Source organism: Bradyrhizobium sp. USDA 3311, from assembly GCF_054062495.1.
The window spans coordinates 3,949,794-3,973,257 of record NZ_JBSSFI010000001.1; the positions used below are offsets into that span (position 1 = coordinate 3,949,794).

Genomic DNA, 23,464 nt, shown 5'->3' on the forward strand with positions numbered 1-23,464 from the left:
TGCGATCGGCGTATTCGTGTCATGCGGCAACCGATTTGAGGTCACCATGAACGAGCAAGCGCAACCTGCCGGCGGCGATCCGCTGTTCAATCCGCTGTCGCCGGACTTCATCCGCAACCCCTATCCGCATTACGACCGGCTGCGCGCGATCGATCCGATCCATGTGACGCCGTTCGGCCAGTTCGTCGCCAGTCGCCACGCCGATGTCAGCCTCGTGATGCGCGACAAGCGCTTCGGCAAGGATTTCGTCGAGCGGTCCAAGCGCCGCTACAGCGAAAAGATCATGGACGAGCCGGTGTTCCGCAGCATGAGCCACTGGATGCTGCAGGCCGATCCGCCCGACCACACCCGCCTGCGCGGCCTCGTGGTGAAGGCCTTCACCGCGCGGCGCGTCGAGGACATGCGGCCGCGGATACAGGAGATCGTCGACCAGGCCATCGACGCCGTGATCGACCGCGGCCACATGGACCTGATCGAGGATTTCGCCTTCCGCCTGCCCGTCACCATCATCTGCGACATGCTGGGAATCCCCGAGGACCATCGCGAGGTCTTCTACAAGAGCTCGCGCGACGGCGGGCGACTGCTCGACCCCGTGCCGCTCACGCCGGAGGAGATCGCGAAGGGCAACGCCGGCAACATGATGGCGCAGATGTATTTCCAGCAGCTGTTCGAGCTGCGCCGCCGCAATCCCGCCGACGACCTCACCACCCAGCTGGTGCAGGCCGAGGAAGACGGCAACAAGCTCACCAACGAGGAGCTGACCGCCAACATCATCCTGTTGTTCGGCGCCGGCCACGAGACCACCGTCAATCTGATCGGCAACGGCCTGCTCGCGCTGCATCGCAACCCGGACCAGCTCGCGCTGCTCAAGGCCCGGCCGGAGCTGATGGTCAATGCGATCGAGGAATTCCTGCGCTACGATTCCTCGGTGCAGATGACCGGGCGCGTCACGCTCGAGGATATCGACGATCTCGGCGGCAGGAAAATCCCCAAGGGCGAGACCGTGCTGTGCCTGCTCGGCTCGGCCAACCGCGATCCGGCGGTCTATCCCGATCGCCCCGACCGGCTCGACGTCACCCGTCCCAACGTCAAGCCGCTGTCGTTCGGCGGCGGCATCCATTTCTGCCTCGGGGCCCAATTGGCGCGGATCGAGGCCGAGATCGCCATCGCCACGCTGTTGCGCCGGCTGCCGGATCTGCGCATCGACGACGTCGAGAACCCGGAATGGCGGCCGACCTTCGTGCTGCGCGGCCTGAAGAGCTTGCCGGCGAGCTGGTGAGGCGGCGCGCGTTAACCTCCGCGCGCAACAGTCGCTGTGACTTCGCCACACTTCCCCCTATATAAGGGGCTGTTCCGGCGCGCCTGAAGCCTTCCATGGGGCAAGGTTTGGCCCGGGTGCCGGTTTGGCCGAGGGGAGACCCGTGCAGACGACGCTGCTCGGATTGGCGATTGCCTTCATCATTGCGCTTCTGGCCGCGCTGATCGGGCCCTACTTCATCGACTGGAACCAGTTCAGGCCCCAGTTCGAGGCGGAGGCGGGCCGGATCATCGGCGTGCCGGTGCGGGTGGCGGGCGAGCTCGACGCGCGGCTGCTGCCGGCGCCGACGTTGCGGCTGCGCTCGGTCACCTTCGGCGGCAACAACGATCTCGGCCGCCTGCGCGCCGACAAGCTCGACGTCGAGTTCAGCCTGAGCGCGCTGATGCGCGGTGAATGGCGCGCCACCGAGCTGACGGTCAATGGCATGGCGGTCGATCTCGGCCTCGACGCGCGCGGGCGGGTCGATCTGCCGTCCACCGCGAGCGGCACCTTCAATCTGGCTTCGCTGGCGATCGAGCGCCTCAATCTCACCGGCCACATAGCCCTGCACGATGCCGCCAGCCGCTCGACGCTGGAGCTGAGCGACATCGCCTTCTCCGGCGACGTCCGCTCGCTGGCCGGTTCGGTGCGGGGCGACGGCCGCTTCACCGCGAGCGGCACGCGCTACCCGTTCCGCATCTCCTCCGGCCCGAGCGCCGACGGCAGCGCCACGCGTCTCCACCTCAACATCGACCCCGGCGAGCGCGCCATCCTCGCCGATCTCGAAGGCGTGCTCGCCTTCGACAACCGCCTGCCGAAATTCGACGGCGCGCTGACGCTGGCCGTGCCGGCGGCGAAGAAGGCCGGCGAGGCCGGGCCGACGCCCTGGAAACTCACCGCAAAACTCAAGGCCGATCCCGCCGGCGCCAAGTTCGACCAGATCGACGCAAGCTTTGGCGCCGAGGACAATGCGTTGAAAGTCGGCGGCGTCGGCGATCTCAGGTTCGGCGCCTCGCCGCTGCTGCGCGCGGTGCTGTCGGCGCGCCAGATCGATGCCGACAAGCTGGCCGGCAAGGACGACGCCGAGCCGCTGCGCATCCTGCCGGCACTGCGCGCCGGCCTTGCCGCGATCCCGCAGGCGCCGATCCCGGCGCAGATCGAGTTCAACTCCGACCAGGTCATGCTCGGCGGCCGGCCGCTCCAGAACATCGCCGCCGAGCTCAAGACCGACGGCCGGTCCTGGACCTTCCAGCGGCTTGAGCTGCGCGCGCCCGGCATGACGCAGCTCTCGCTCAACGGCGCGGCGCCCGGCGCCGACAGCTTCAGCGGCCGGCTCAGCGTCGAATCCTCCGATCCCGATACGCTGGTGGCCTGGCTCCAGGGCCGCAGCGAGGTCAACCGCCGCAGCACCCGGCCGCTGCGGCTTGCCGGCGACGTGACGATCGCCGCCAACCATCTCGCCATCGACAAGCTGAAGGCCGACATCGAAGGCGGCGCCATCGAGGGGCGAATTGCTTTCGTCCAGACCGGCGCGAGCAAGGGCTCGCGGATCGATGCCGAGCTCAAGGCCGACCGTCTCGATCTCGACGCCGCTGCGAGCTTTGTGCGCGCGCTCGGCGGGCCGCAAGGCGAATGGCCGGAGGAGGCAAGACTCTCGCTCGATGTCGGCCGTGCGATCTCCGCCGGCCAGGAGCTGCGGCCGTTCGCGGCGAAGCTCGGCTATGGACCGGCGTCGCTGTCGCTGGAGCAGTTGCGGTTCGGTCAGACCAGCGGCGTGACCACCGAGGCGAGCGGCAGCTTCGACCGTACCAAAGCCACCGGCAAGCTCGCGCTGAAATCCTCAGCCAATTCGCTGCGCGAGCTTACCGCGCTGATCGAGCCGTTTGCGCCTTCGGTGCGTACGCGCTTCGATGCGATCGCGCCGCTGCCCGGTGCGACCCGCCTGAAGCTCGACCTCAGCCTCGACAGGAACGCCGAGCATGCCGATCGCAGCGACGCCCGCGCCGTGTTCGATCTCGACGCGCCGCAGCTCAAGGCCACCGCGACGCTGGCCGCACAGACGCCGGTAGCGGCCGTCAACGGCATCGACATCGACCGCCTGCGCAACAGCGACTTCACGCTGGACTCGAAAGTCTCGACCCCGCAGGCCGGCGCATTGCTGGCCTTGCTCGGCCTCGATCGCGTGGTGGCCGCGGGCGAGGGCGCTTCGCAGTTCGAAGGCCGGTTAAGCGGTGCCTGGCGCCGGCCGCTGCAATTGAACGCAAAACTGAGCGGCGGCGGGCTGGACGCAGACGCGCAAGGCAGCGTCGAATTGTCCGCGCCGGAGCCGAAGGCGTCCGTGAATCTGCGCGTGCGCAATGTCAACCTCGCGCCGCTGTTCGGAACCGGCCCGGCCGGCAAATCGGCGCAGACCGTCAGCCTGTCCTCCCGGCTCTCTCTGTCCGGCAATCGCCTGACCTTCGACGATCTCGACGGCAGCGCGGCCGGCTCGCATCTGCGCGGTCGTCTGGCGGTCACGCTCGACCAGGAGACGAGCATCGACGGCGAGGTAGGCCTCGACACGCTCGATCTTGCGCCGGCGCTCGCGCTTGCCGTCGGCGCGGCCGGACGCGATGCCGGCGAGCCGCTGAGCGCGGGGCTCCTCGGTGGCTGGCGCGGCCGCATCGCCTTCCAGGCGTTGCGCGGCACGTTGCCTGGCGGCGTCGAGCTGCGTCCCATCGGCGGGACGATCCGGAGCGACGGCCAGTCGCTCGCGCTTGATGCGCTCAAGGGCGGCGTCGGCGGTGGCGAGCTGTCGGCGAGCTTTGACGCGCGCAACGGCGCGAGTGGCGTTGCGCTGAACGCGCGTATCGAGCTCAGCAATGTCGATGCGACCACGCTGCGCTACCGTGATCTTGCTTTGCCCAAGGGACGCGCCTCGGTGCAGATGGCACTGACCAGCCAGGGCCGCAGCGTCGCGGCGTTGACCGGCGCGCTCGCCGGCAACGGCACGGTGACGTTGGACTCTGCGGAAATCAGCGGCCTCAACCCGCGTGCGTTCGAGATCGCCATCCGCGCCAGCGACGGCGGTCAGGTCGCCGACGACAACAGGCTGCGGCAGCTGGTCGAACCCGCGCTGGCGGCGGGTCCCATTGCGGTCGCCTCGGCGCAGATCCCGTTCACGATCCGCGACGGACGGCTGCGCGTTGGTGCCACGCCGCTGGAAGCGAAGAACGCCCGCGCCATCGTCTCCGGCGGTTACGACATTCCCGCCGACCAGGCCGACATCCGCGCCAGCCTGACGCCGATCATGACCGGGCTCTCCGGCGCCCCGCCGGAGATCCAGTTGTTCGCGGCGGGCCCCCCCGACAAGCTCAACCGCACCGTCGATCTTGCGCCGCTGTCTTCGTGGCTCGCGGTGCGCACGATCGATCGCGAGACGCGCCGGCTCGATGCCATCGAGCGCGGCGAGCCGCCGCCGGCGACCGCGGCGCTACCGACGTTGGTGTCTCCGGATGCGGCGCCCGAGCAGGTGCCGGCCAACGTGCCGCTGCCGGGCCAGGATCCACGCCGCGCGCCGCCAAGGCCGAAAGCCGCGCCGACGCCGAAAGCGCCGCTGGGCGCGCCCGCAGCTCCAAGCCCGCCGCTCGCAAGTCAGCAGGTCGCGCCATTGCCGCCGCCGATCGAGGTGAGACCGGCGCCGGGCCCCGCGCCCGCAAAGCCCAAGCCGAAGCCGCCGCTGGTGCTGACGCCGTCGAACCCGTAAGCGCGAGTTTGTTTGGAGAGATCGGGCCGCGGGCCCTCTTAACCTCTCCCGCTTGCGGGAGAGGTCGGCGCGAAGCGCCGGGTGAGGGTTCTTTTCATTAAGGGAGTCGCTCTGCGGAGACACCCTCTCCCCAGCCCTCTCCCGCAAGCGGGAGAGGGAGCGCACCTTCTCCCTTGCCCGCCGGTAAACCCATTCCATCGCATTTGAATGAATTCTCGTCGGCAAAACTGATCTGCCGACTTTACCGGATTCTCGCGTTTGTTCCCTAGTGTCGGGTGTCAGAGGAATTCGGCGTCGCGCCAGCACAGGCGGGATGGCTCGCCAAAGAACGACCAAGAACTGGGGTGATCGACATGAACGGGGCGAAAACGCTTCTACAGGATCTGGACGACGCGATCGCGCGCGGCACCGACGAAAGCCGGGCACGCGCGCTGTGGCACGCGACCGACATCCTGATCACCGGCCGCTACAGCGACGACGAGATCAGCATGTTCGGCGAGGTCATCGGCCGGCTTGCCGACGAGATCGAGGTTGCCGCGCGGACGCAGCTCTCCGAATTGATGGCGGCCTGCGATCACGCTCCGCTCAATGTCATCGAAAAGCTCGCTCTCGACGACGAGATCGCGGTTGCCGGTCCCGTGCTGCGCGACTCCACCCGTCTCGACGAGAAGATGCTGGTCGAGAGCGCCCTTACCAAGAGCCAGTCGCATCTGCTCGCGATTGCCCAGCGTAAATCCATCGGCGAGGCCGTGACCGACGTGCTGGTCAAGCGCGGCGACCAGGAGGTCGTGACGTCGGTCGCCAGGAACGAGGGCGCGCGCTTCTCCGGCTCGGGCCTGCTGCACATGGTCCGCCGCGCCGAGGGCGATTCGATTCTTGCCGAGCAGCTTGGCCTGCGCAAGGACGTGCCGCGCCACATCTTCCAGCAGCTCATCTCGAAAGCGTCGGAAGACGTCCGCCGCCGGCTCGAGAGCGAGCGCCCTGAGATGATGGCGCAGATCCAGAGCTCGGTGACAGAGGTCACCGGCGATCTGCAATCCAAGTTCGGCCCGTCCTCGCGCAGCTACTTCGTCGCCAAGCGCGTGGTGACGACGCAGTACCGCCAGGGCAACCTCAACCAGGACTCGATCTCGAACTATGCGCGCCAGCACCGCTTCGACGAGGTGCAGATCGGCCTGTCGCTGCTATCGGCGCTGCCGGTCGACGTGATCGAGCGCGCGCTGATGGACCGCAACCGCGAGATGATCCTGGTGCTGTGCAAGGCGCTCAACTTCTCCTGGGACACGACGATGTCGCTGCTGTTCCTCGGCGCCAAGGATCATCTGATCACCGCGCGCGAGCTCCAGGACAACGAGCGCGAGTTCAGCCGGCTCAAGATCGAGACCTCGCGCAGCATCCTGAAGTTCTACCAGTCGCGCAAGACCGGCGCGGGTGCCGATGCGGGCCGTCAGCCCGAACTCCAGGTCCACTGAGCAAGTCCACTAAGCAGGTCCACTGAGCATCACCCGGGAATTGGCAGGGGAGTATTTGCAAATGTTGCCTCAATTCGGCACCGCCGTTCGCAAGAAGAACCTAAACAATGCCTTCGGCGCCGATGTCGGCGGCGGAGCTCCGGACAAGGCCTCGGTCGACGCCGCCTGGCTCGTGCTGGAAGCCGCCAACGATCTCGGCGATCACGCCGCGATCGAAGCCTGCCGCCGCGTCATCGACGCCGAGCTGAACGGCACGGTCGCCGGCAGCTCGGATATCGATCTCGTGCTTGGGTATTTCAGGTAAGATACAACAGGTCTCGTAGGGTGGGCAAAGGCGCACTTGCGCCGTGCCCACCATCTCTTCATGGTCGTAAAAAGTGCGTGGGCACGCTGCGCTTTGCCCACCCTGCAAGCTGTGCAAGAAGCCCCCGGATTACGCTGCGCTCCATCCGGGCTACGCACTCGAGCGCGGCGGTGGTGATCGGTTTCACCGTCATTTCCGCAACGCAGCTCCACGATCCCGAGCGGGCACTCGCCGAACAGGCACGGTGGAGAGCATGCTATCATACCACCTGGGATAGCGCTCGCTGTCCCTGGATTCGGGAGAGATAGCCATGAAGACCTTCGCTTTCCTCGTCGTCGGGCTCGCTGTCACAACCCTTTCGATGCCGACAGCCAACGCTCAGTACAAATGCTCTTTCAGTAGCGGCACCATTTCGTCCGTCCCGTGCGCCAAGCGTTATGCCGTCAATTACGAAGCGTGCCGAAAATACGTCATCGAGCACGGTTCGAGCTCGGCTGACGCCATGTGGTGGTGTACGAGCCAAGGCTACGCGAAATAGGGCTACACGAAGTAAAGCTACACCGAATGATTTGACGTCGACCGCGAGCAGGAGGCCGCCTCGGTGGCGGCCTCCTGCAACCGGGTGGAACGCTCAAGCGTTGGCGCCGCCGTCGACCGTCAATGTCGTGCCGGTGATGTACCTGGCCTTCGGGCTCGCCAGGAACGCCACGGCGCTCGCGATGTCATCCGTGGCGCCGTAGCGGCCGAGCGCCATGAACTGTTTCAGCGTCTCCGCGGTCGGGCCGTGCGCTGGATTCATGTCGGTGTCGATCGAGCCCGGTGCCACCAGGTTGACCGTGACGTCCCTGGGGCCGACTTCCCGCGCCAGCGCTTTCGTGAACGCCGATAGCGCCGACTTCGACGCCGCGTAGATGCCGAGCACCGGCGAAGGCACGCGGTCGGCGAAATAGCTGCCGATGGTGATGATGCGGCCGCCCTTGCCAAGGTGGCGCAGCGCGGCTTTGCTCGCGACGATCGGCGAACGGACGTTGACGTTCAGCAGCGCATCGATATCCCCAAGCGAAATGTCGTTGAGGCCGCCCAGGCGAAGAATTCCGGCGTTGTTGACCAGAATATCGAGTCCGCCCAGCGCAGCGACGGTCTTTTCGACCGAGGCCTGGACGGCGGCGACATCCGCGCTGTCGGCCTGGATCGCCACGGCTTTGCGTCCGCCGGCCTTGATGGCGTCAACCACCTTGGCGGCGCTGTCTGCGGACTTCTCATAGGTGATTGCGACGTCGGCGCCTTCCGCGGCTAGCGCCTTTGCAATGGCCGCACCGATACCCCTGCTTGCGCCCGTCACCAGGGCCCGTTTTCCTGCCAGCGTCATCTGTCTTCTCCAATTATGTAACGATCGACACAGAATATGTGGAGGCTTGATCGGCCGCGTCAAGCCAATTATGTGTTGATCATTACAGAAAGAGCTGCGATGGCGGGACGACCACGAGAATTTGACCGCGAGGCGGCACTCGAAGCCGCCATGTTGCTGTTCTGGCGCAAGGGGTTCGAGGCCGCCTCGATGCACGACCTCTGCGAAGCCATGGGCGTCCGCTCGCCGAGCCTCTATGCGGCCTTCGAGAGCAAGGAGGCGCTCTATCTTGCGGCGATCGAGCACTACGTCCTGACCTATGGGCCTCCGGTCTGGGACAGGCTTGGCGAAGGCGCGACCGCGCGCGCCGGCGTCGAGAACCTGCTGATCGGGGCGGCCGAGATCCTGCCGAAATCCCGCTCGGCACCGGCCGGCTGCATGGCCGTGCTGGGCGCCGTCAGCGACGAATGGCCGGCCTCGATCGCCCGCGCGATCAGAAGAGTCCGGCTCGACATGCTCGGCAATTTGCGCGCGCGGCTGGAGGCTGGCCTCGCCAATGGCGAGCTACCTGCCGCAACCGACATAGAGGCGTTGAGCCGGTTCTATCTCAGCGTCTTCCAGGGCATGGCCATCCAGGCCAAGGACGGCGCCACACCGGCGGAGCTGAGAGGCGCAGCCAAGGCGGCGATGGTTGCGTGGCCGGGCGAGGGCTACAAGTAGCTACAATTCAATGCTGGCCGAGAAGGGTGCAGCCCGAAACCCACAGGAGCGCGTCGTTGACGAGGCAAAACATCTCATCGGGATATGCGTTTGAAGACACCTATGGCTACTCCCGCGCCGTCCGCGTCGGAAACCAGGTCTTTATTTCCGGCACGACGGCTCGCTCGCCGCACCTCGACGGCGACGCCTACCTGCAAGCCAGGGCGACACTCGCATTGATCGCCGACGCATTGGCCGAGGCTGGCGCCGATATGCGGCATGTCGTCCGTACCGTGGTGTACGTGATCGATATGGCGGACACCGAGCATGTGGCGCGCGCCCACTCTGAAGCCTTCGATGCGGTGCGCCCGGCCAGCACGCTCGTCCAGGTCAGCGCCCTGACGCCGACATCGGCCCGCGTCGAGATTGAAGTGGTGGCAATCATCTCGGCCTGACGGGCCTCGAGCCGCTTGGGCGCTGCGATCCGTCGCGGAGCGCTGCTGGTAGCTTCTCGGAATTGCCTTCGATCATGGCGCCGACACACGCCGTTGCACGCACCTGTGATCAGTGGAACTCCGGATGCAGGTAACGGCGGAAGGATCTCTTCGTACAGCTTTCAGCGAACGTATTTTCTTCGCACGCTGATGGATGCGCATTCCGGGGAGAGATCGTCACATGAAGGAATTCAACGTTGCCGAGAATGGTGGAGGTTCGTATCGTCCGCTCGCGATTCTCCGCTGGGTCATGGTGGTCATATTCGTGTCCTTCGGAATGCAGAAATTCACATTGCAATCCGCGCAGGGCATCGCGCAGTTCATCACCAACAGTCCGTTCATCTCCTGGCTGTCGATCTTCGGCCTGAGGGGAGAGGCTTATGTTCTCGGTGTTGCCGAATTCGTGATTGCCGCGCTGCTGGCGGCAGGTAGCTTCAGCCCGGTCTTGTCCGCCGTCGGTTCATTCATGGGAGTGGTGACCTTCGCGATCACATGGTCGTTCTTCTTCACGACGCCGGGCGTCGTCACATGGAGCCTGTCATCCGATCCCATGGCGTGGAATCTGACCGGCGAGTTCCTGTTCAAGGACATCGTCTTGCTGTGCGTCTGCGCCGTTCTGTTTCTGGCCTCATTGCCGCGATCGGCCATTCGGCTGCGCACCGGCTGAGCGTTGGGGCGTCGCTCACCGCCGGATCCGGTAGATCACGACGTCCTCGCCGTGATGCGTCGTGCTCTTCTCCAGAATGTAATTGGATTTCTCTAGGACGCGGCGCGACGCACCATGTTCGACGAAGACCAGGCCGATGAGCGACGGCAGCGCGAGTTGCGACAGCCCGATATGCGTCAGCGCCGCGGCGGTCTCGCTCGCAAATCCTTGGCCCCAGAGGTCGCGTTTGAACGTATAGGCAATCTCGATCTCGTCGATACCATCAACGAGGATGTGCCTGATCCCCGCCCGTCCGGCGAATGCTCCGTCTCTCGTTCGCAGCACCCAGAGCCCGAAACCGTGCCGGTCCCAATGGGCCATGTTGACGGCGAGATAAGTCTTCGTCGCCTCCGCCGAACGGACACCGCCGAGATAGCGGGACACGTCGGGATCGAGATGGAGTGTGACGAGGTCGGCGAGATCATCGTCGCGCAATTTCTCGGCGGTCAGTCTGTTGGTGCGGAAGTGATCCAATGAGGTTAGCGGCGTTCGAAGTGAGCATCGATTGTTGCGCCGACGATGCCGTCCTGCCGACGTCTTACTCAACCTCCCGATCGCCGGTGTGACGCGCGGGGTTTGATCTGCATCAAATACGCGGATGACGATCGCGCCACAACCCGACTTCGAGGCTCACAGGTTGACAGGTGCGATGATCCCGACTTGGTACGTCAGCTTTGAAATTCGACAACGTGGCGTTTTGCCGAGGCAGCGCAGTCCGCGCGAGACGCGGACGTTCGCGACCGAGGACGAAGCCAAGTTGTTCGCGCGCGCAAAGCTCGATGAAGGCCTTTCTGTTTTTGCAGGTACGATCAATCCTCACGTTCCGAGGCGGCTCATTCCGGCGCCAGATATCCATGCGTGGCTCAACGATGACGGCGGCTCTCTACCGTCAGAAGCGTCGGGCATCGATTAAGCACGCTACAGTGCATAGAGATGGCGCTTGGGTGTTGCCATTTTGATACGGGCTTCAGGACTCCTGCCCGCGTAAAGTTCCTCACATTCGCGAACCTTATGCACCTGGTCAGCATGGGTGCTCATTTCTGGACGAGACAGCGAATTTGAACGAAAGAGCAAAAAAGGGGACGAGACCATGAGGAAGTTTTCGACTGCTGCGATCGGCTTCGTGGCACTGAGTATGGCGGCTCCGGCCATGGCGGCCGACATGGCCGTCAAGGCGCCGCCGCCGGCACCAGTGGTGGCGGTCTACAGCTGGAGCGGATTCTACATCGGGGCCAACGGTGGCTGGGGGCAAAGCCATGGTTGCGTCGACTTCGTAACGCCCGCTGGGACGGTAGCAGGTGGCTGCGCCGATCGCTCCGGTGGTCTTGCGGGTGGACAGATCGGGTACCGCTGGCAAACCAATCAGTTTGTGCTTGGTCTGGAAGCTCAGGGCGATTGGGCCGAGATCAAGAACACGCGCGTCAGCCTGATCGATCCGTTGATCTCGACCACAGGCAAGACCGACGCCATTGGGCTGTTCACAGCCCAGCTCGGTTGGGCATGGAACGCTTCGCTGTTCTACGTGAAGGGCGGCGCTGCCGTGACCCGCAATCGATTCGATATATTCAACAACGTCACCGGCGTCGGACTGGCTTCGGCAGGTCACACGCGCTGGGGCGGCGCCCTGGGTGTCGGCTGGGAATATGGTTTTGCGCCGAACTGGTCGGCCGGTATCGAGTACGACCATCTCTGGATGGGACGCGACAATTTCGGCTTCGCAGGCGTGGTCACGCCCGGCGGGTTGACGCTCACCGGCAGCGGGATCAGCCAGGATGTGGACATGGTTACGCTTCGGTTGAACTACCGCTTCGGTGGTTTCGGTGCTCCGGTCGCTGCTCGCTATTGAGTGTGTGTGTCTTCCCGGTGAACTCAGGCCCCGGCATCGACCGGGGCCTTTTCATGGGAAGCCGAAGAAAACGATGGAGGTCCGGCATCAATTCCTGCGATGTCGCAAGGCCAGGCGCGGGTGAATTGTGCGGACTCGTCGAGGATGCGGGCCGCGATCAATCGTTGGCGGACGCTTCCCGATGATGCCATCATGCCGGTGTCTTGCCCGACGGGTCAAGCGAATTCGGATAATTCGTAAGCCATTGATTTCACGACCCCCGTCTACTGTGCATGGGGTTGTTTTCGCAGTTTTTAGTTTCGAGAGGGGACTCTATCCCGCCCCCAACGCCACCGCGACGTTGTACGTCACGAGGCTCGCGGCATAGGCCAGCACCAGCATGTAGCTGAAGGTCACCGCCATCCATCGCCAGCTTCCGGTCTCGCGCCGGATCACGGCCAGCGTCGAGGCGCATTGCGGGGCGAAGATGTACCAGGCCAGCATCGACAGCGCGGTGGCGAGCGACCATTTCGTCGCCAGCACCTGGCCGATCTGCTCGGCCGCTTCCTTGCCGCCTTCGATCGCATAGACCGTGCCGAGCGCTGCGACCGCGACCTCGCGCGCCGCCATGCCCGGGATCAGGGCGACCGCGATCTGCCAGTTGAAGCCGACGGGGGCGAGCAGCGGCTCGAGCGCCTTGCCGATGATGGCGGCAAGGCTGAAGTCGATGCCGGGCTCGGTCGCGCCCGCCGGCGGCTGCGGGAACGAGGCCAGGAACCAGATCAGCACCATCATCGAGAAGATCGTGGTGCCGGCGCGGTGGAGGAACATCTTGGCCCGCGTGTAGACGCCGATCGCGATCGATTTCAGCCGCGGCATCTTGTAGTCCGGCAGCTCCAGCATGAACGGTGCCGGCGCGTAGTCGCGCAGCATGAAGAACTTGATCAGGAACGAGACGGCAAGCGCGCTGACGATGCCGGCGGCGTAAAGGCCGAACATCACGAGGCCCTGGAGGTTGATGAAGCCCCAGACGTCCTTCGCCGGAATGAAGGCCGAGATGATCAGCGTGTAGACCGGGATGCGCGCCGAGCAGGTCATCAGTGGCGCGATCAGGATCGTGGTCAGCCGGTCGCGCTTGTTGTCGATCACGCGCGTCGCCATGATGCCGGGAATGGCGCAGGCAAAGCTCGACAGCAGCGGGATGAAGGCGCGGCCGTGCAGGCCGGCGCCGCCCATGATGCGGTCCATCAGGAACGCGGCGCGCGCCATGTAGCCGAAATCTTCCAGCAGCAGGATGAACAGGAAGATGATGATGATCTGCGGCAGGAACACGATCACGCTGCCGACGCCCGAGATCACGCCGTTCTGGAGGAAGCTCTGGAGCAGGCCGGCGGGCAGGGTGGTGTGCACGAACTCGCCGAGCGCGTCGAAGCCGGAATTGAGCAGCTCCATCAGCGGCTGCGCCCAGGCGAACACCGCCTGGAACATCACGAACAGGATCAGCGCCAGCACGATGAGGCCGCCGACGGGATGCAGCACCACCGCGTCGATCCGCGCGGTCCAGGTGTCAGGCCGGCTCGGCAAGCTGACGCAGTCGGCGATGATGCGGTCGGCCTCGCGCTGGGTGGAGCGCAATTCGCCGACGCTGAGCGCGCGCCAGGTGTTCTCCGCAGGCTCGGTGGCGAGCGTGGCCGAGATCTCGTCGGTCAGCGTCAACAGATCGGCCGTGCCGCCCTTGCGCACCGCGATCGAGGTGACCACGGGCACGCCGAGCTCCTTGGCGAGCCGCTCGACGTCGACCGTGATGCCGCGGCGCGCGGCGATGTCGAACATGTTGAGCACGAGGATCATCGGCCGGCCGGTGCGCTTGAGCTCCAGCAGCAGGCGGATGGTCAAGCGCAGATTGGTGGAATCGGCCACGCACAGCACGAGGTCGGGCACGGTCTCGCCGGAGGCCTTGCCGAGCACGAAGTCGCGGGTGATCTCCTCGTCCGGGCTGCGGCCGCGCAGCGAATAGGTGCCGGGCAGGTCGACCACCGAGACCTGGCGTCCCTGGGGCGTGACGAAGAAGCCTTCCTTGCGCTCGACGGTGACGCCCGGATAGTTCGCGACCTTCTGCCGGCTGCCGGTCAGGGCATTGAACAGCGAGGTCTTGCCGCTGTTTGGCGTGCCGACCAGGGCGAGATGCAGGAGGGGTGCTTCCATGATTTTCAACGATCTGGGATCAAAGGCCTGAGGTCAGGGGGCGGCCGCCTCAGGCGACGATGATGGCCATGGCTTCGCGCCGACGGACCGCGATCGTGATGCTGTCGACCCGCACGGCGATGGGATCGCGCCCGACCAGCCCCTCATGCAGGACCTCGACCCGGGCCCCCTCGACGAAGCCGAGTTCGATCAGCCGGCTCTCGAGCTCGATGTCCGAGAGCGCCGAACCGGTGTCCCTGGCGGACAGGTGCTGGATGACGCCGGTGTAGCCGCGCAGGGCCAGACCCAGCGGCATGTGAGGGCGCGTATCATTGGTGTCGGTCATGCCCTGTATTTTCAACGCAGGGCATTGAGGTCAAGCGCGCTTGCTCGCCGGAAGCTGCACCTTAGAGTGATTTTAAAGTGCGAACGCCCCGACGCGCCGAAAAGACGCCTTGCCGGCTATTGGGCCGGGACCTTGTCCGGCTGGACGGCCATGGCGCGGCTCTTGAAGTAGTCCAGCACGAACAGGCGGATCGCCGAGGACAGATTGCCCTGCTGGCGGTTGCCGTCGATCTCGCCGACGAGCTCGGACAGCGTCATGTTGCGCAGGCCCGAAATCTCCTTCATGCCGTTCCAGAACGCCTCTTCCAGGCTGACGCTGGTCTTGTGACCGGCGACGACGATCGATCGTTTCACGACGGGCGACTTCATGGCTGCTCCTCGCGATCGATCTGATGCTTGTCCAGGTGCTCCTTCGCCCTGTCCGCGCGCGTCTCCTCCGCCGACCGCTCCGCTTTCGTGCGGCCGAACTTCGCTCGATTGGCGTCCGCCTGCTTCGCCGAGGCTTCCCGCTCGGCGCGCTTCCGGAAACGATTCAGGTTGATGACGTTCCCCATGCCGCGTCTCCATCATCCGATCCTCTTCAGGCAGGATGAAACATTCAGAAACAGGGGGCCGCGTCGCGCCCCACAAGACTTGATTGTCATTTGCTCGTCCTCGTCAATCGGCCCCTTGGGCCATCAAACGATGAATTTCGCCCCGCCAAGGGCAGAATAGCTGCGTAGCACGCCGTCTTTCCGGAACATTGACGGTAATCAAATCCTGTCCTTTAAGCCTTACAATTATGAGCTTTTTGGCTCCGTATCATTACGGATGACTATCGGAATTAGGAATTACCCCGGTTTCGTCATCTTCTCCGGCTGCACCAAACGGTCGAACTCGTCCGCTGTGACGAAGCCGAGCCGCAGCGCCTCCTCTTTCAGAGTGGTGCCGTTGACATGCGCCGTCTTGGCCACCTTGGCGGCGTTGTCGTAGCCGATCTTCGGCGCGAGCGCGGTCACCAGCATCAGCGAACGCTGCATCAGTTCACTTATGCGCTTTTCGTCGGCGCGGATGCCGCTGACGCAATGTTCGGTGAAGGAGCGCGCGGCATCGGCCATCAGCCGGATCGAGTGCAGCATGTTGTAGGCCAGCACGGGCTTGTAGACGTTGAGCTCGAAATGGCCCTGGCTGCCGGCGACCGTGATCGCGGTGTGATTGCCGAACACTTGGCAGCACACCATGGTCATCGCCTCGCACTGCGTCGGATTGACCTTGCCCGGCATGATCGACGAGCCCGGTTCGTTCTCCGGCAGGATCAGTTCGCCAAGCCCTGAGCGCGGACCCGATCCGAGCAGGCGGATGTCGTTGGCGATCTTGAACAGGCCTGTCGCGACCGAATTGATGGCGCCGTGCGCCAGCACATAGGCATCGTTCGAGGCCAGCGCCTCGAATTTGTTGGCGGCGCTGGTGAAGGGCAGTTTGGTGATTCCGGCAACGTGCTTTGCGAACAGTCTTGCAAAGCGCGGCTTCGCGTTGAGGCCGGTGCCGACGGCGGTGCCGCCCTGCGCCAGCGGATAGAGCTCCTTCACCGCGACCTTCAGTCGCGCGATCCCGCTTTCGACCTGCGTGGCATAGCCGGAGAATTCCTGGCCGAGCGTCAGCGGCGTCGCGTCCTGGGTGTGGGTGCGGCCGATCTTGACGATCTTGGCGAACTCCTTCTCCTTCTTGCGCAGCGCACGGAGCAGTTCGCCAAGGGCAGGAACGAGATCGGCGGTGATGCGGCTCGCCGCCGCGATATGCATTGCGGTGGGAAAAGAGTCGTTCGACGACTGGCTCATGTTGACGTGATCGTTCGGATGCACCGGCTTCTTGGCGCCGAGCTCGCCGCCGAGCATCTCATTGGCGCGGTTGGCGATCACCTCGTTGAGGTTCATGTTGGTCTGCGTGCCCGAGCCGGTCTGCCACACGACGAGCGGGAAATGATCGTCGAGGCTGCCGTCGATCACCTCGCGCGCGGCGCGGATGATGGCACTGGCGCGGCGCTGGTCGAGCAGGCCGAGCTCGCGGTTGGACTGCGCCGCGGCGAGCTTGACGATGCCGAGCGCATGCACGAGCGAGATCGGCATGCGATCCGTGCCGATGCGGAAATTCTGCCGCGAACGTTCGGTCTGCGCGCCCCAATAGCGATCGGAGGGGACCTCGATGGGACCGAAACTGTCGGTCTCGGTGCGGGTCGCGGGGCGAGCGGTCTTCGTGCGTGCAGATTTGGCCATGAGCACATCCATTCCGCCGCGCGAAATGCCGCGCGGCCTCTTCATGTGCTCCTCTATATAGGCAGTTTGGCCGGGCGCGACGGTCTCGCGCGGTAGCCTAGATCATTTCTTGCGGAAACGATCGAGCCGCACGACTTCGGCGCCGCCCTGGCTCGGCGGGGTCGGCTCTTCCGCGGTCTCCGCCTTGTCCGTGGCGGGCGTGGGCACCGACAGGGCCGAAGGGGCAGGGGCCGCGGGCAACGTCTCGGGCGCGACCTCGGCGACATCGGACGTGTCGAACTGGAGGCCGAACTTCACGGACGGATCGAGGAAGCTCTTGATGGCGCTGAACGGCACCACCAGCCGCTCCGGAATGCCGCCGAAGGACAGCCCGACCTCGAAGCGGTCCTCGAGCACGGTCAGATCCCAGAACTGATGCTGCAGGATGATCGTCATCTCTTCCGGATATTGCGCCAGGAGCCGCGACGACAGCTTTACGCCCTCGGCCTTCGACACGAAGGTGATGAAGAAATGATGCTCGCCCGGCAGTCCATGGGACGCGGCGTCGGTCAGCACCTTCGCGCAGCACGCCGCGCAGCGCGTCGCGGGCCAGCACATCGTATCGGATATGATCGGTCGCCATGGTGGTCCTGTTGCATTCCAGGAGTTGGACCCTGCCGGCCCGACTCGCCAAGCCGCAATAGTACCGCGCCTGACGGGTCAGCAGGAGTCCCCGTGGGGGAGGAAATCGAAGGTAAGTGGAGGCTTCTGTTGCCAGGTGCCTCCGAACCCCGCCTAACGGAGCTTAACCCGTTAGGACTTTAAGATGGTCTTTCAAACTGCGTTACGCAGCCTGAGCAACCGGAGCAAAGTTGTCGTTGGCAACTATTGCAGTAGCCCGATAACGGCGGAACAATACCGGGAAAAAGCACGCCCTTTACGCCCTCGTCGATCCTATTTCGCCCCCGCCAAAACCCGCTTCTAGGGCCTGCCCGCTGGTGGGCTTTGGTGGAGGCGCCGGGTACCGCCCCCGGGTCCGAATGGTTTATTACGACGACCGTTTATTTCCATAGCCGGCGAACCGGCACCCCCAATATAGGGGGCAAAGGTTTAGAAAGACAGGGGTTTGGCGCGGCATGGCGCGGTTCCCTTTGGATAGGTTCCGGATAGCCTTGGCCTCGCGCCGGCCCTCGTTCTAAGCTCCTGACATGTCCCCGGATTCAGCACCGGCCGCCCAAGAGCCGGATCGTGCCGCGACCAGCGGCCCTCCGCCCAGCCTGGCCGCGCTGTTTGTGGCCTTCGCCCGGATGTCCCTGGCTGGTTTCGGCGGAGTTCTGGTGTTCGCCCGGCGGGCGATCGTCGAGCAGCACCGCTGGATGACGGCGGACGAGTTCAACGAAACCTTCGCGCTCTGCCATTTCCTGCCCGGGCCCAACATCGTCAATCTGTCGATGGTCTTCGGCGCGCGGCTGCGCGGGATCGCGGGCGGCGTTGCCGCCTTTGCCGGGCTGCTGCTGCCGCCGACGCTGATCATGACCGTGCTTGCGATCATCTACGCCCGGTTCGGCGATGTGGAGGTGCTGCGCCGCATCCTCGCAGGCATCTCCTGCGCGGCGGTCGGCCTCCTGATCGCGGTCGTCTTTCGCATGATGACGCCGCTGCTCAAGCGGATGGACGCCGTTGCGCTCATCCTGATGCTCGGCGTGTTCCTCGCCATCGGCGTGCTTCGCCTGCCGCTCCAGGCGGTGTTGCTGGTCGCGATCCCCGTGAGTGTCGGCGCCACCTTCCTCCTGCGGCGGAAGGTAGCAGCGTGAACGCCGAGAACCCGATCTGGGCGCTGATCTCCACCTTTGCGCTGATGTCGCTGTTCGCGGTCGGCGGCGCCGCGGCCGCGGTGCCCGAGATGCATCGTATCGCGGTCGATGTGCATCACTGGATGACCGACAAGCAGTTCACTGATGCCTATGCGATCGCGCAGCTCTCGCCAGGTCCGAACGTGCTTATCGTGACGTTAATCGGCTATGCCGTCGCCGGCATCCCCGGCGCGCTGGCAGCGACGCTGGCCATGTGCCTGCCGACCGCGCTGGTTGCCTACTATGTCAGCCGGCTCTTGAACCGGCCGAGCCAATCGCGCTGGCCCGGCCTGATCCAGGCTGCATTGGTTCCGCTCTCGATCGGATTGATGGCGGCGAGTGCCCTGATCCTGGCCAACGCGACCGATCGCACGATTGCTGCGGTGCTTCTGACCGCGATGGTTGCGGTGCTCGCAGCGATCTCGCGCATCAATCCACTATGGCTCCTGCTCGCCGGGGGCTTGTTGGGTTTTGCTGGCATTGTGTAATGAAAATCGCTAGGCAGTGATCCGGGCGAGGGATCCATTTCCAGCCGATTAGAACAACACTGCGCGTGACTTACGGGTCGCGGAGGAGACATGCATGGCCGATACGATGGGCCACTCAGCGACAGCCACCCGAAACACCTCGGTGGCGATCGGTTTTTGTCTGCTGGCCGTTGCGCCGCAGATATTCGAATTCATCTGGTCGATCGGGACGATCTTTGGCTGGGGCGCGGGACGCGGCCCGGCCACCGTTCTCATCAGCCATGCCACCGCGCTGGTCGCGGGCGCTCCCGCGGCACTGATCGGATCGGTCGGCGGTGAGACCAAGAAGGCGTCATCCGACGTGCTGCTGGCGCTGATCTATTCCTATCCGGTCTTAGCGGTGGCGATCGTCACGCTGTTCATGACCATCCGGTCGGCCCAGGATTATGTCGGCGGCGTCATCCTGATGGCACTCGCGCTGTTCGCGCTGTGGGCCTCGAGCGATTTGCAGGGCATGCGCGGCTTCTCCTTCGGTGCGGGCACCGCGCCGCGCATGTTCGGCGGGCTGCTGGTCGCCTTGTCCGCCGGCATTGCCTTGACCGGCCTTCTGACCGACGGGCCGGCGATGGCCCATTACTCCTGGCGCGGGCCGCTGTTCGTGATGGTCTCGATCGTGTTCTTCGCGCTCGCGATCCGGCCGCTGGGCCTCGTGGTCTCCGCCTTCGCGAGCTTCATGATCGCAGCGATGGGCTCGCATGAGACGCGCTGGCTGGAGGCTGCCATCGTCGGCGCCTGCCTGACGCTCGGCTGCGCGCTGCTCTTCCCTTACGTGCTCGGGCTACCGATGCCGATGTTTCCGCGTTTCCTGATCCAGTGAGGGCGTGATGGATATTTTTGCCAACCTCGCCCACGGCTTCGCCGTCGCGCTCTCTCCGATCAACCTCCTGATGTGCCTGATCGGCGCCCTCGTCGGCACGCTGGTCGGCGTTCTCCCGGGCATCGGCACCATCGCGACCGTGGCGATGCTGCTGCCGATCACCTTCGGACTGCCGCCGGTCGGCGCGCTGATCATGCTCGCCGGCATCTATTACGGCGCGCAATATGGCGGCTCGACCACGTCGATCCTGGTCAACATACCCGGCGAGGCGACATCGGTCGTCACCGCCATCGACGGTCACCAGATGGCCAAGCAGGGCCGTGCCGGCCCGGCGCTGGCGATCGCCGCGATCGGCTCGTTCTTCGCCGGCTGCGTCGCGACCGTGCTCATCGCCGTGCTCGGCGCGCCGCTGACCAAGCTCGCGCTGGCGTTCGGCCCGGCCGAGTATTTCTCGCTGATGGTGCTCGGCCTGATCTTCGCGGTCGTGCTGGCCAAGGGCTCGGTGCTGAAGGCGATCGCGATGATCGTGCTCGGCCTGCTCATGTCGATGGTCGGCTCGGACATCGAGACCGGCGCCTCGCGCATGGCCTTCAACATTCCGGAGCTCGCCGACGGCCTCGGCTTTGCGACGGTGGCGATGGGCGTGTTCGGCTTTGCCGAGATCATCCGCAACCTCGACGCCGGCGCCGAGATGAACCGCGACCTCGTGCAGCAGAAGATCACCGGCCTGATGCCGACCAGGAAGGATCTGCGCGACTCCGCGCCTGCCATCCTGCGCGGCACCGTGCTCGGCTCGATCCTCGGCATCCTGCCGGGCGGCGGTGCCGTGATCGCGTCCTTTGCGGCCTATACGCTCGAGAAGAAGATCGCCAAGAACCCGTCGCGGTTCGGCCGCGGTGCGATCGAGGGCGTGGCGGCGCCGGAAAGCGCCAACAACGCGGCGGCGCAGACCTCCTTCATCCCGCTGCTCACCCTCGGCATCCCGCCGAACGCGGTGATGGCGCTGATGGTGGGCGCGATGACCATCCATGGCATCGTGCCGGGCCCGCAGGTGATGCAGAAGCAGCCGGATCTCGTCTGGGGCATGATCGCCTCGATGTGGATCGGCAACCTGATGCTGATCATCATCAACCTGCCGCTGGTCGGAATCTGGGTCCGCCTGCTGCGCGTGCCTTACCGGCTGATGTTCCCCTCGATCGTGATCTTCTGCGCGATCGGCATCTACTCGGTGAACAACGCACCGGTCGACGTCATCCTCGCCGGCGTGTTCGGTCTCGTCGGCTACTGGCTGATCAAGCACGATTTCGAGCCGGCACCGCTGCTGCTCGGCATGGTGCTCGGACCGCTGATGGAAGAGAACCTGCGCCGCGCGCTGCTGATCTCACGCGGCGACTGGAGCGTGTTCCTGACGCGTCCGTTGTCGGCGGTGCTGCTGGCGATCGCGGCGAGCCTGTTGATCCTCACGGTGCTGCCCGCGCTGCGCGCCAAGCGCGACGAGGTGTTCACCGAATCCGAGAACTGACCGCGCCTGCGTCGTCGCGGCGCCCTGCGTCCGCGCGCCGCATTCGGAAGTCGAATCGACTTGTGTGATGTCTTCGTGAAATGAAAATGCCGGCCCTTGTGGCCGGCATTTTTGTTTGTGTCCCAAGGAACCGACAAGGGGATCGGCATGACCTTTATTCGCGCGCTCGCGGGCGCATGTGCCGCGGCTGCCGCATCGCTGTGCGCGTTTGTCGCACCGTCTCAGGCGCAGACCTATCCGACGCGCGGCATCACCATGATCGTGCCGTTCGCGGCCGGCGGCCCGACCGACGTGATCTCCCGCATCGTCACCGCGCACATGGCGCAGACGCTGGGGCAGAGCATCGTCATCGAGAACGTGGTCGGCGCCGGCGGCACCACCGCGACCGCGCGGGCCGCACGCGCGGCCAATGACGGCTATACGCTGATCACGGGGCATATGGGCACGCACGCCGCATCCGTGCCGCTCTACCCGAAGCTTGCCTATCATCCGGAGAAAGACTTCGAGCCGATCGCGCTGCTGGCGGGCACGCCGATCCTGATCCTGGCGCGCAAGGATTTTCCGCCGAAGGACCTGAAGGAGTTCGTCGCCTACGTGAAGGGCAATGCCGAGAAGGTGAACGCGGCGCATGCCGGCGTCGGCTCGGTCTCGCACGTGTCCTGCGAGCTCTTGCACTCCATCCTCGACATCAAGCCGGTCGGCGTGCCCTTCAACGGCACCGGCCCCGCGATGAACGCGCTGGTGGCGGGGCAGGTCGACTACATGTGCGACCAGATCGTCAACGCCGTGCCACAGATCAACGCCGGCACCATCAAGGCCTATGCGATCGCAACGGCCGAGCGCAATCCGTCGCTGCCGAACGTGCCGACGACGACGGAAGCCGGCCTGCCTGCGTTCCAGGCCCAGGCCTGGAACGCGATGTTCGCACCGAAGGGAACTTCGCCGGCGATCCTGGCGAGCCTGAACGCCGCCGCCGTCAAGGCGCTCGACGACGAGACCGTGAAGAAGCGCCTGCTCGAGCTCGGCAGCGTCATCCCGGGCCCAAAGGACCGGACGCCGGAGGCGCTCGCGACCCTCGTGAAGAACGAGATCGCGAAGTGGACGCCGGTGCTCAAGCCGGCCAGTTAACCAGCACAATCAAGCCGATACGCGAGGGGCGGGACGCGGGTTCCGCCCCTTGTCGTTTGCACCGGAAACGCTCACTTTTTCCGGGTATAATCGGTGCAGGCAGCGAATCGCCGCTGTCGCAGCGCGGAGGTGGCCGCTAAGTTCGCGGCCTCCCCAAAGGCACACGACACATGCACCAGTATCAGGACCTGCTCGAGCGGATTCTCTCAGACGGCGCCGAGAAGACCGATCGGACTGGCACCGGCACGCTCTCGGTGTTCGGCCATCAGATGCGCTTCAATCTGTCGGCCGGCTTCCCGATGCTGACCACCAAGCGGCTGCCGCTGAAGGCGATCGTGCACGAGCTGTTGTGGTTCCTGAAGGGCGACACCAACATCAAATATCTGCGCGACAACGGCGTCACCATCTGGGACGAGTGGGCGGACGCCAACGGCGATCTCGGTCCGGTCTATGGTCATCAGTGGCGTTCCTGGCCCGCGCCGGACGGACGCAGCATCGACCAGATCGCCAACGTCGTCGATATGATCAAGCGCAATCCGGACTCGCGCCGCCTGATCGTCTCGGCCTGGAATCCGGCCGAGGTCGACAAGATGGCGTTGCCGCCGTGCCATTGCCTGTTCCAGTTCTATGTCGCCAACGGCAAGCTGTCGTGCCAGCTCTATCAGCGCTCGGCCGACGTGTTCCTCGGCGTGCCCTTCAACATCGCCTCCTATGCGCTGCTCACCATGATGGTGGCGCAGGTCACGGGCCTGAAGCCCGGCGACTTCGTGCATTCGTTCGGCGACACCCATCTCTATTCCAACCATCTGGACCAGGCGAAGCTTCAGCTCACGCGCGCGCCGCGTGCGCTGCCGGTGATGCGGATCAATCCTGACGTGAAGGACATCTTCTCCTTCCGCTTCGAGGATTTCGAGCTCGTCGGTTACGATCCGCACCCGCACATCAAGGCGGAAGTCGCGGTCTGACG

Annotated in this window: 23 protein-coding genes, 1 other RNA gene and 1 pseudogene; 16 read left to right on the forward strand and 9 right to left on the reverse strand. The window is 65.0% G+C overall.

What is annotated here, in order from left to right:
• Positions 1–46 precede the first annotated feature (46 nt).
• The 5 genes from ACVWW6_RS18710 (at position 47) to ACVWW6_RS18730 (ending at position 7,356) form a co-directional block, all read left to right on the forward strand.
• Positions 47–1,279, forward strand: coding sequence for a cytochrome P450 (locus tag ACVWW6_RS18710; protein WP_182872364.1), 1,233 nt, complete (start codon positions 47–49; stop codon positions 1,277–1,279).
• 142 nt (positions 1,280–1,421) lie between these two features.
• A complete protein-coding gene (locus tag ACVWW6_RS18715) occupies positions 1,422–5,042 on the forward strand; it encodes an AsmA family protein (RefSeq protein ID WP_456681212.1) in 3,621 nt (1,206 codons plus the stop codon).
• 353 nt (positions 5,043–5,395) lie between these two features.
• Positions 5,396–6,514 (forward strand): DUF2336 domain-containing protein, encoded by a 1,119-nt coding sequence (locus ACVWW6_RS18720; protein ID WP_028176188.1) that lies wholly within the window; start codon positions 5,396–5,398, stop codon positions 6,512–6,514.
• Positions 6,515–6,575: 61 nt separating this feature from the next.
• Positions 6,576–6,818, forward strand: coding sequence for a hypothetical protein (locus tag ACVWW6_RS18725; RefSeq protein ID WP_161533734.1), 243 nt, complete (start codon positions 6,576–6,578; stop codon positions 6,816–6,818).
• Positions 6,819–7,128: 310 nt separating this feature from the next.
• Positions 7,129–7,356: a hypothetical protein gene (locus tag ACVWW6_RS18730; protein ID WP_456681213.1), complete on the forward strand. Its 228-nt coding sequence runs from the start codon at positions 7,129–7,131 to the stop codon at positions 7,354–7,356.
• Between the two features lie 93 nt (positions 7,357–7,449).
• Here the strand turns inward: ACVWW6_RS18730 and ACVWW6_RS18735 are convergent, their stop codons facing one another.
• Positions 7,450–8,187, reverse strand: a complete 738-nt coding sequence (locus tag ACVWW6_RS18735) for a 3-oxoacyl-ACP reductase family protein (RefSeq protein WP_404521381.1) — start codon at positions 8,185–8,187, stop codon at positions 7,450–7,452.
• 99 nt (positions 8,188–8,286) lie between these two features.
• Between ACVWW6_RS18735 and ACVWW6_RS18740 the strand changes: the two genes are divergently transcribed.
• The 3 genes from ACVWW6_RS18740 (at position 8,287) to ACVWW6_RS18750 (ending at position 10,026) form a co-directional block, all read left to right on the forward strand.
• Positions 8,287–8,886, forward strand: coding sequence for a TetR/AcrR family transcriptional regulator (locus tag ACVWW6_RS18740; protein ID WP_110117054.1), 600 nt, complete (start codon positions 8,287–8,289; stop codon positions 8,884–8,886).
• A 56-nt stretch (positions 8,887–8,942) separates the two neighbouring features.
• Positions 8,943–9,320 carry a RidA family protein gene (locus ACVWW6_RS18745; protein WP_456681214.1) on the forward strand — a complete coding sequence of 126 codons (378 nt, stop codon included), beginning with the start codon at positions 8,943–8,945 and terminating at the stop codon, positions 9,318–9,320.
• Positions 9,321–9,540: 220 nt separating this feature from the next.
• Positions 9,541–10,026, forward strand: a complete 486-nt coding sequence (locus ACVWW6_RS18750; RefSeq protein WP_028176182.1) for a YkgB family protein — start codon at positions 9,541–9,543, stop codon at positions 10,024–10,026.
• A 15-nt stretch (positions 10,027–10,041) separates the two neighbouring features.
• Here the strand turns inward: ACVWW6_RS18750 and ACVWW6_RS18755 are convergent, their stop codons facing one another.
• Complete coding sequence (locus ACVWW6_RS18755; RefSeq protein WP_161533738.1) at positions 10,042–10,539, reverse strand: GNAT family N-acetyltransferase; 498 nt, start codon at positions 10,537–10,539, stop codon at positions 10,042–10,044.
• Between the two features lie 175 nt (positions 10,540–10,714).
• On the opposite strand from ACVWW6_RS18755, the gene ACVWW6_RS18760 reads away from it, so the two are divergent.
• Positions 10,715–10,978 (forward strand): hypothetical protein, encoded by a 264-nt coding sequence (locus ACVWW6_RS18760; RefSeq protein WP_038966475.1) that lies wholly within the window; start codon positions 10,715–10,717, stop codon positions 10,976–10,978.
• Between the two features lie 177 nt (positions 10,979–11,155).
• Entirely contained in the window at positions 11,156–11,911 is a 756-nt protein-coding gene (locus ACVWW6_RS18765; protein ID WP_456681215.1) for an outer membrane protein, read from the forward strand.
• Between the two features lie 312 nt (positions 11,912–12,223).
• Here ACVWW6_RS18765 and feoB read toward each other — a convergent pair whose 3' ends face one another.
• The 7 genes and pseudogenes from feoB to ssrA form a co-directional block, all read right to left on the reverse strand.
• Complete coding sequence (feoB, locus tag ACVWW6_RS18770) at positions 12,224–14,095, reverse strand: ferrous iron transporter B (RefSeq protein WP_456681216.1); 1,872 nt, start codon at positions 14,093–14,095, stop codon at positions 12,224–12,226.
• Between the two features lie 49 nt (positions 14,096–14,144).
• Positions 14,145–14,420, reverse strand: coding sequence for a FeoA family protein (locus ACVWW6_RS18775; RefSeq protein WP_011089262.1), 276 nt, complete (start codon positions 14,418–14,420; stop codon positions 14,145–14,147).
• Positions 14,421–14,536: 116 nt separating this feature from the next.
• A complete protein-coding gene (locus ACVWW6_RS18780; protein ID WP_011089261.1) occupies positions 14,537–14,788 on the reverse strand; it encodes a ribbon-helix-helix domain-containing protein in 252 nt (83 codons plus the stop codon).
• Positions 14,785–14,973, reverse strand: a complete 189-nt coding sequence (locus ACVWW6_RS18785) for a DUF4169 family protein (RefSeq protein WP_011089260.1) — start codon at positions 14,971–14,973, stop codon at positions 14,785–14,787. Before ACVWW6_RS18785 ends, ACVWW6_RS18780 begins: the two co-directional genes overlap by 4 nt.
• 276 nt (positions 14,974–15,249) lie before the next feature.
• Positions 15,250–16,683 carry a class II fumarate hydratase gene (gene fumC, locus ACVWW6_RS18790; RefSeq protein WP_456683168.1) on the reverse strand — a complete coding sequence of 478 codons (1,434 nt, stop codon included), beginning with the start codon at positions 16,681–16,683 and terminating at the stop codon, positions 15,250–15,252.
• Between the two features lie 90 nt (positions 16,684–16,773).
• Positions 16,774–17,293 (reverse strand): annotated as a pseudogene (locus tag ACVWW6_RS18795) (SspB family protein).
• A gap of 114 nt (positions 17,294–17,407) precedes the next feature.
• Positions 17,408–17,775, reverse strand: a transfer-messenger RNA (tmRNA) gene (gene ssrA / locus ACVWW6_RS18800).
• An 83-nt stretch (positions 17,776–17,858) separates the two neighbouring features.
• On the opposite strand from ssrA, the gene ACVWW6_RS18805 reads away from it, so the two are divergent.
• From ACVWW6_RS18805 to ACVWW6_RS18830, 6 genes are all read left to right on the forward strand, one after another.
• Positions 17,859–18,464 carry a chromate transporter gene (locus ACVWW6_RS18805; protein ID WP_456681217.1) on the forward strand — a complete coding sequence of 202 codons (606 nt, stop codon included), beginning with the start codon at positions 17,859–17,861 and terminating at the stop codon, positions 18,462–18,464.
• Positions 18,461–18,991, forward strand: coding sequence for a chromate transporter (locus ACVWW6_RS18810; protein ID WP_456681218.1), 531 nt, complete (start codon positions 18,461–18,463; stop codon positions 18,989–18,991). Before ACVWW6_RS18805 ends, ACVWW6_RS18810 begins: the two co-directional genes overlap by 4 nt.
• 94 nt (positions 18,992–19,085) lie before the next feature.
• Entirely contained in the window at positions 19,086–19,847 is a 762-nt protein-coding gene (locus ACVWW6_RS18815) for a tripartite tricarboxylate transporter TctB family protein (protein WP_028176176.1), read from the forward strand.
• A gap of 7 nt (positions 19,848–19,854) precedes the next feature.
• Entirely contained in the window at positions 19,855–21,369 is a 1,515-nt protein-coding gene (locus ACVWW6_RS18820; protein ID WP_027544749.1) for a tripartite tricarboxylate transporter permease, read from the forward strand.
• A gap of 147 nt (positions 21,370–21,516) precedes the next feature.
• Entirely contained in the window at positions 21,517–22,497 is a 981-nt protein-coding gene (locus ACVWW6_RS18825; RefSeq protein ID WP_456681219.1) for a tripartite tricarboxylate transporter substrate binding protein BugD, read from the forward strand.
• A gap of 170 nt (positions 22,498–22,667) precedes the next feature.
• On the forward strand, positions 22,668–23,462 hold the full coding sequence (locus ACVWW6_RS18830; protein ID WP_456681220.1) for a thymidylate synthase: 795 nt from the start codon (positions 22,668–22,670) through the stop codon (positions 23,460–23,462).
• The last annotated feature ends 2 nt before the right edge of the window (positions 23,463–23,464 follow it).

Coding starts and splice junctions, on each gene's coding strand:
- ACVWW6_RS18710 (WP_182872364.1), top strand. CDS start 47: ATGAACGAGCAAGCGCAACCTGCCGGCGGCGATCCGCTGTTCAATCCG.
- ACVWW6_RS18720 (WP_028176188.1), top strand. CDS start 5,396: ATGAACGGGGCGAAAACGCTTCTACAGGATCTGGACGACGCGATCGCG.
- ACVWW6_RS18725 (WP_161533734.1), top strand. CDS start 6,576: ATGTTGCCTCAATTCGGCACCGCCGTTCGCAAGAAGAACCTAAACAAT.
- ACVWW6_RS18730 (WP_456681213.1), top strand. CDS start 7,129: ATGAAGACCTTCGCTTTCCTCGTCGTCGGGCTCGCTGTCACAACCCTT.
- ACVWW6_RS18735 (WP_404521381.1), bottom strand. CDS start 8,187: ATGACGCTGGCAGGAAAACGGGCCCTGGTGACGGGCGCAAGCAGGGGT.
- ACVWW6_RS18740 (WP_110117054.1), top strand. CDS start 8,287: ATGGCGGGACGACCACGAGAATTTGACCGCGAGGCGGCACTCGAAGCC.
- ACVWW6_RS18750 (WP_028176182.1), top strand. CDS start 9,541: ATGAAGGAATTCAACGTTGCCGAGAATGGTGGAGGTTCGTATCGTCCG.
- ACVWW6_RS18760 (WP_038966475.1), top strand. CDS start 10,715: ATGATCCCGACTTGGTACGTCAGCTTTGAAATTCGACAACGTGGCGTT.
- ACVWW6_RS18765 (WP_456681215.1), top strand. CDS start 11,156: ATGAGGAAGTTTTCGACTGCTGCGATCGGCTTCGTGGCACTGAGTATG.
- feoB (WP_456681216.1), bottom strand. CDS start 14,095: ATGGAAGCACCCCTCCTGCATCTCGCCCTGGTCGGCACGCCAAACAGC.
- ACVWW6_RS18775 (WP_011089262.1), bottom strand. CDS start 14,420: ATGACCGACACCAATGATACGCGCCCTCACATGCCGCTGGGTCTGGCC.
- ACVWW6_RS18780 (WP_011089261.1), bottom strand. CDS start 14,788: ATGAAGTCGCCCGTCGTGAAACGATCGATCGTCGTCGCCGGTCACAAG.
- ACVWW6_RS18785 (WP_011089260.1), bottom strand. CDS start 14,973: ATGGGGAACGTCATCAACCTGAATCGTTTCCGGAAGCGCGCCGAGCGG.
- fumC (WP_456683168.1), bottom strand. CDS start 16,683: ATGGATGTGCTCATGGCCAAATCTGCACGCACGAAGACCGCTCGCCCC.
- ACVWW6_RS18805 (WP_456681217.1), top strand. CDS start 17,859: ATGTCCCCGGATTCAGCACCGGCCGCCCAAGAGCCGGATCGTGCCGCG.
- ACVWW6_RS18815 (WP_028176176.1), top strand. CDS start 19,086: ATGGCCGATACGATGGGCCACTCAGCGACAGCCACCCGAAACACCTCG.
- ACVWW6_RS18820 (WP_027544749.1), top strand. CDS start 19,855: ATGGATATTTTTGCCAACCTCGCCCACGGCTTCGCCGTCGCGCTCTCT.
- ACVWW6_RS18825 (WP_456681219.1), top strand. CDS start 21,517: ATGACCTTTATTCGCGCGCTCGCGGGCGCATGTGCCGCGGCTGCCGCA.
- ACVWW6_RS18830 (WP_456681220.1), top strand. CDS start 22,668: ATGCACCAGTATCAGGACCTGCTCGAGCGGATTCTCTCAGACGGCGCC.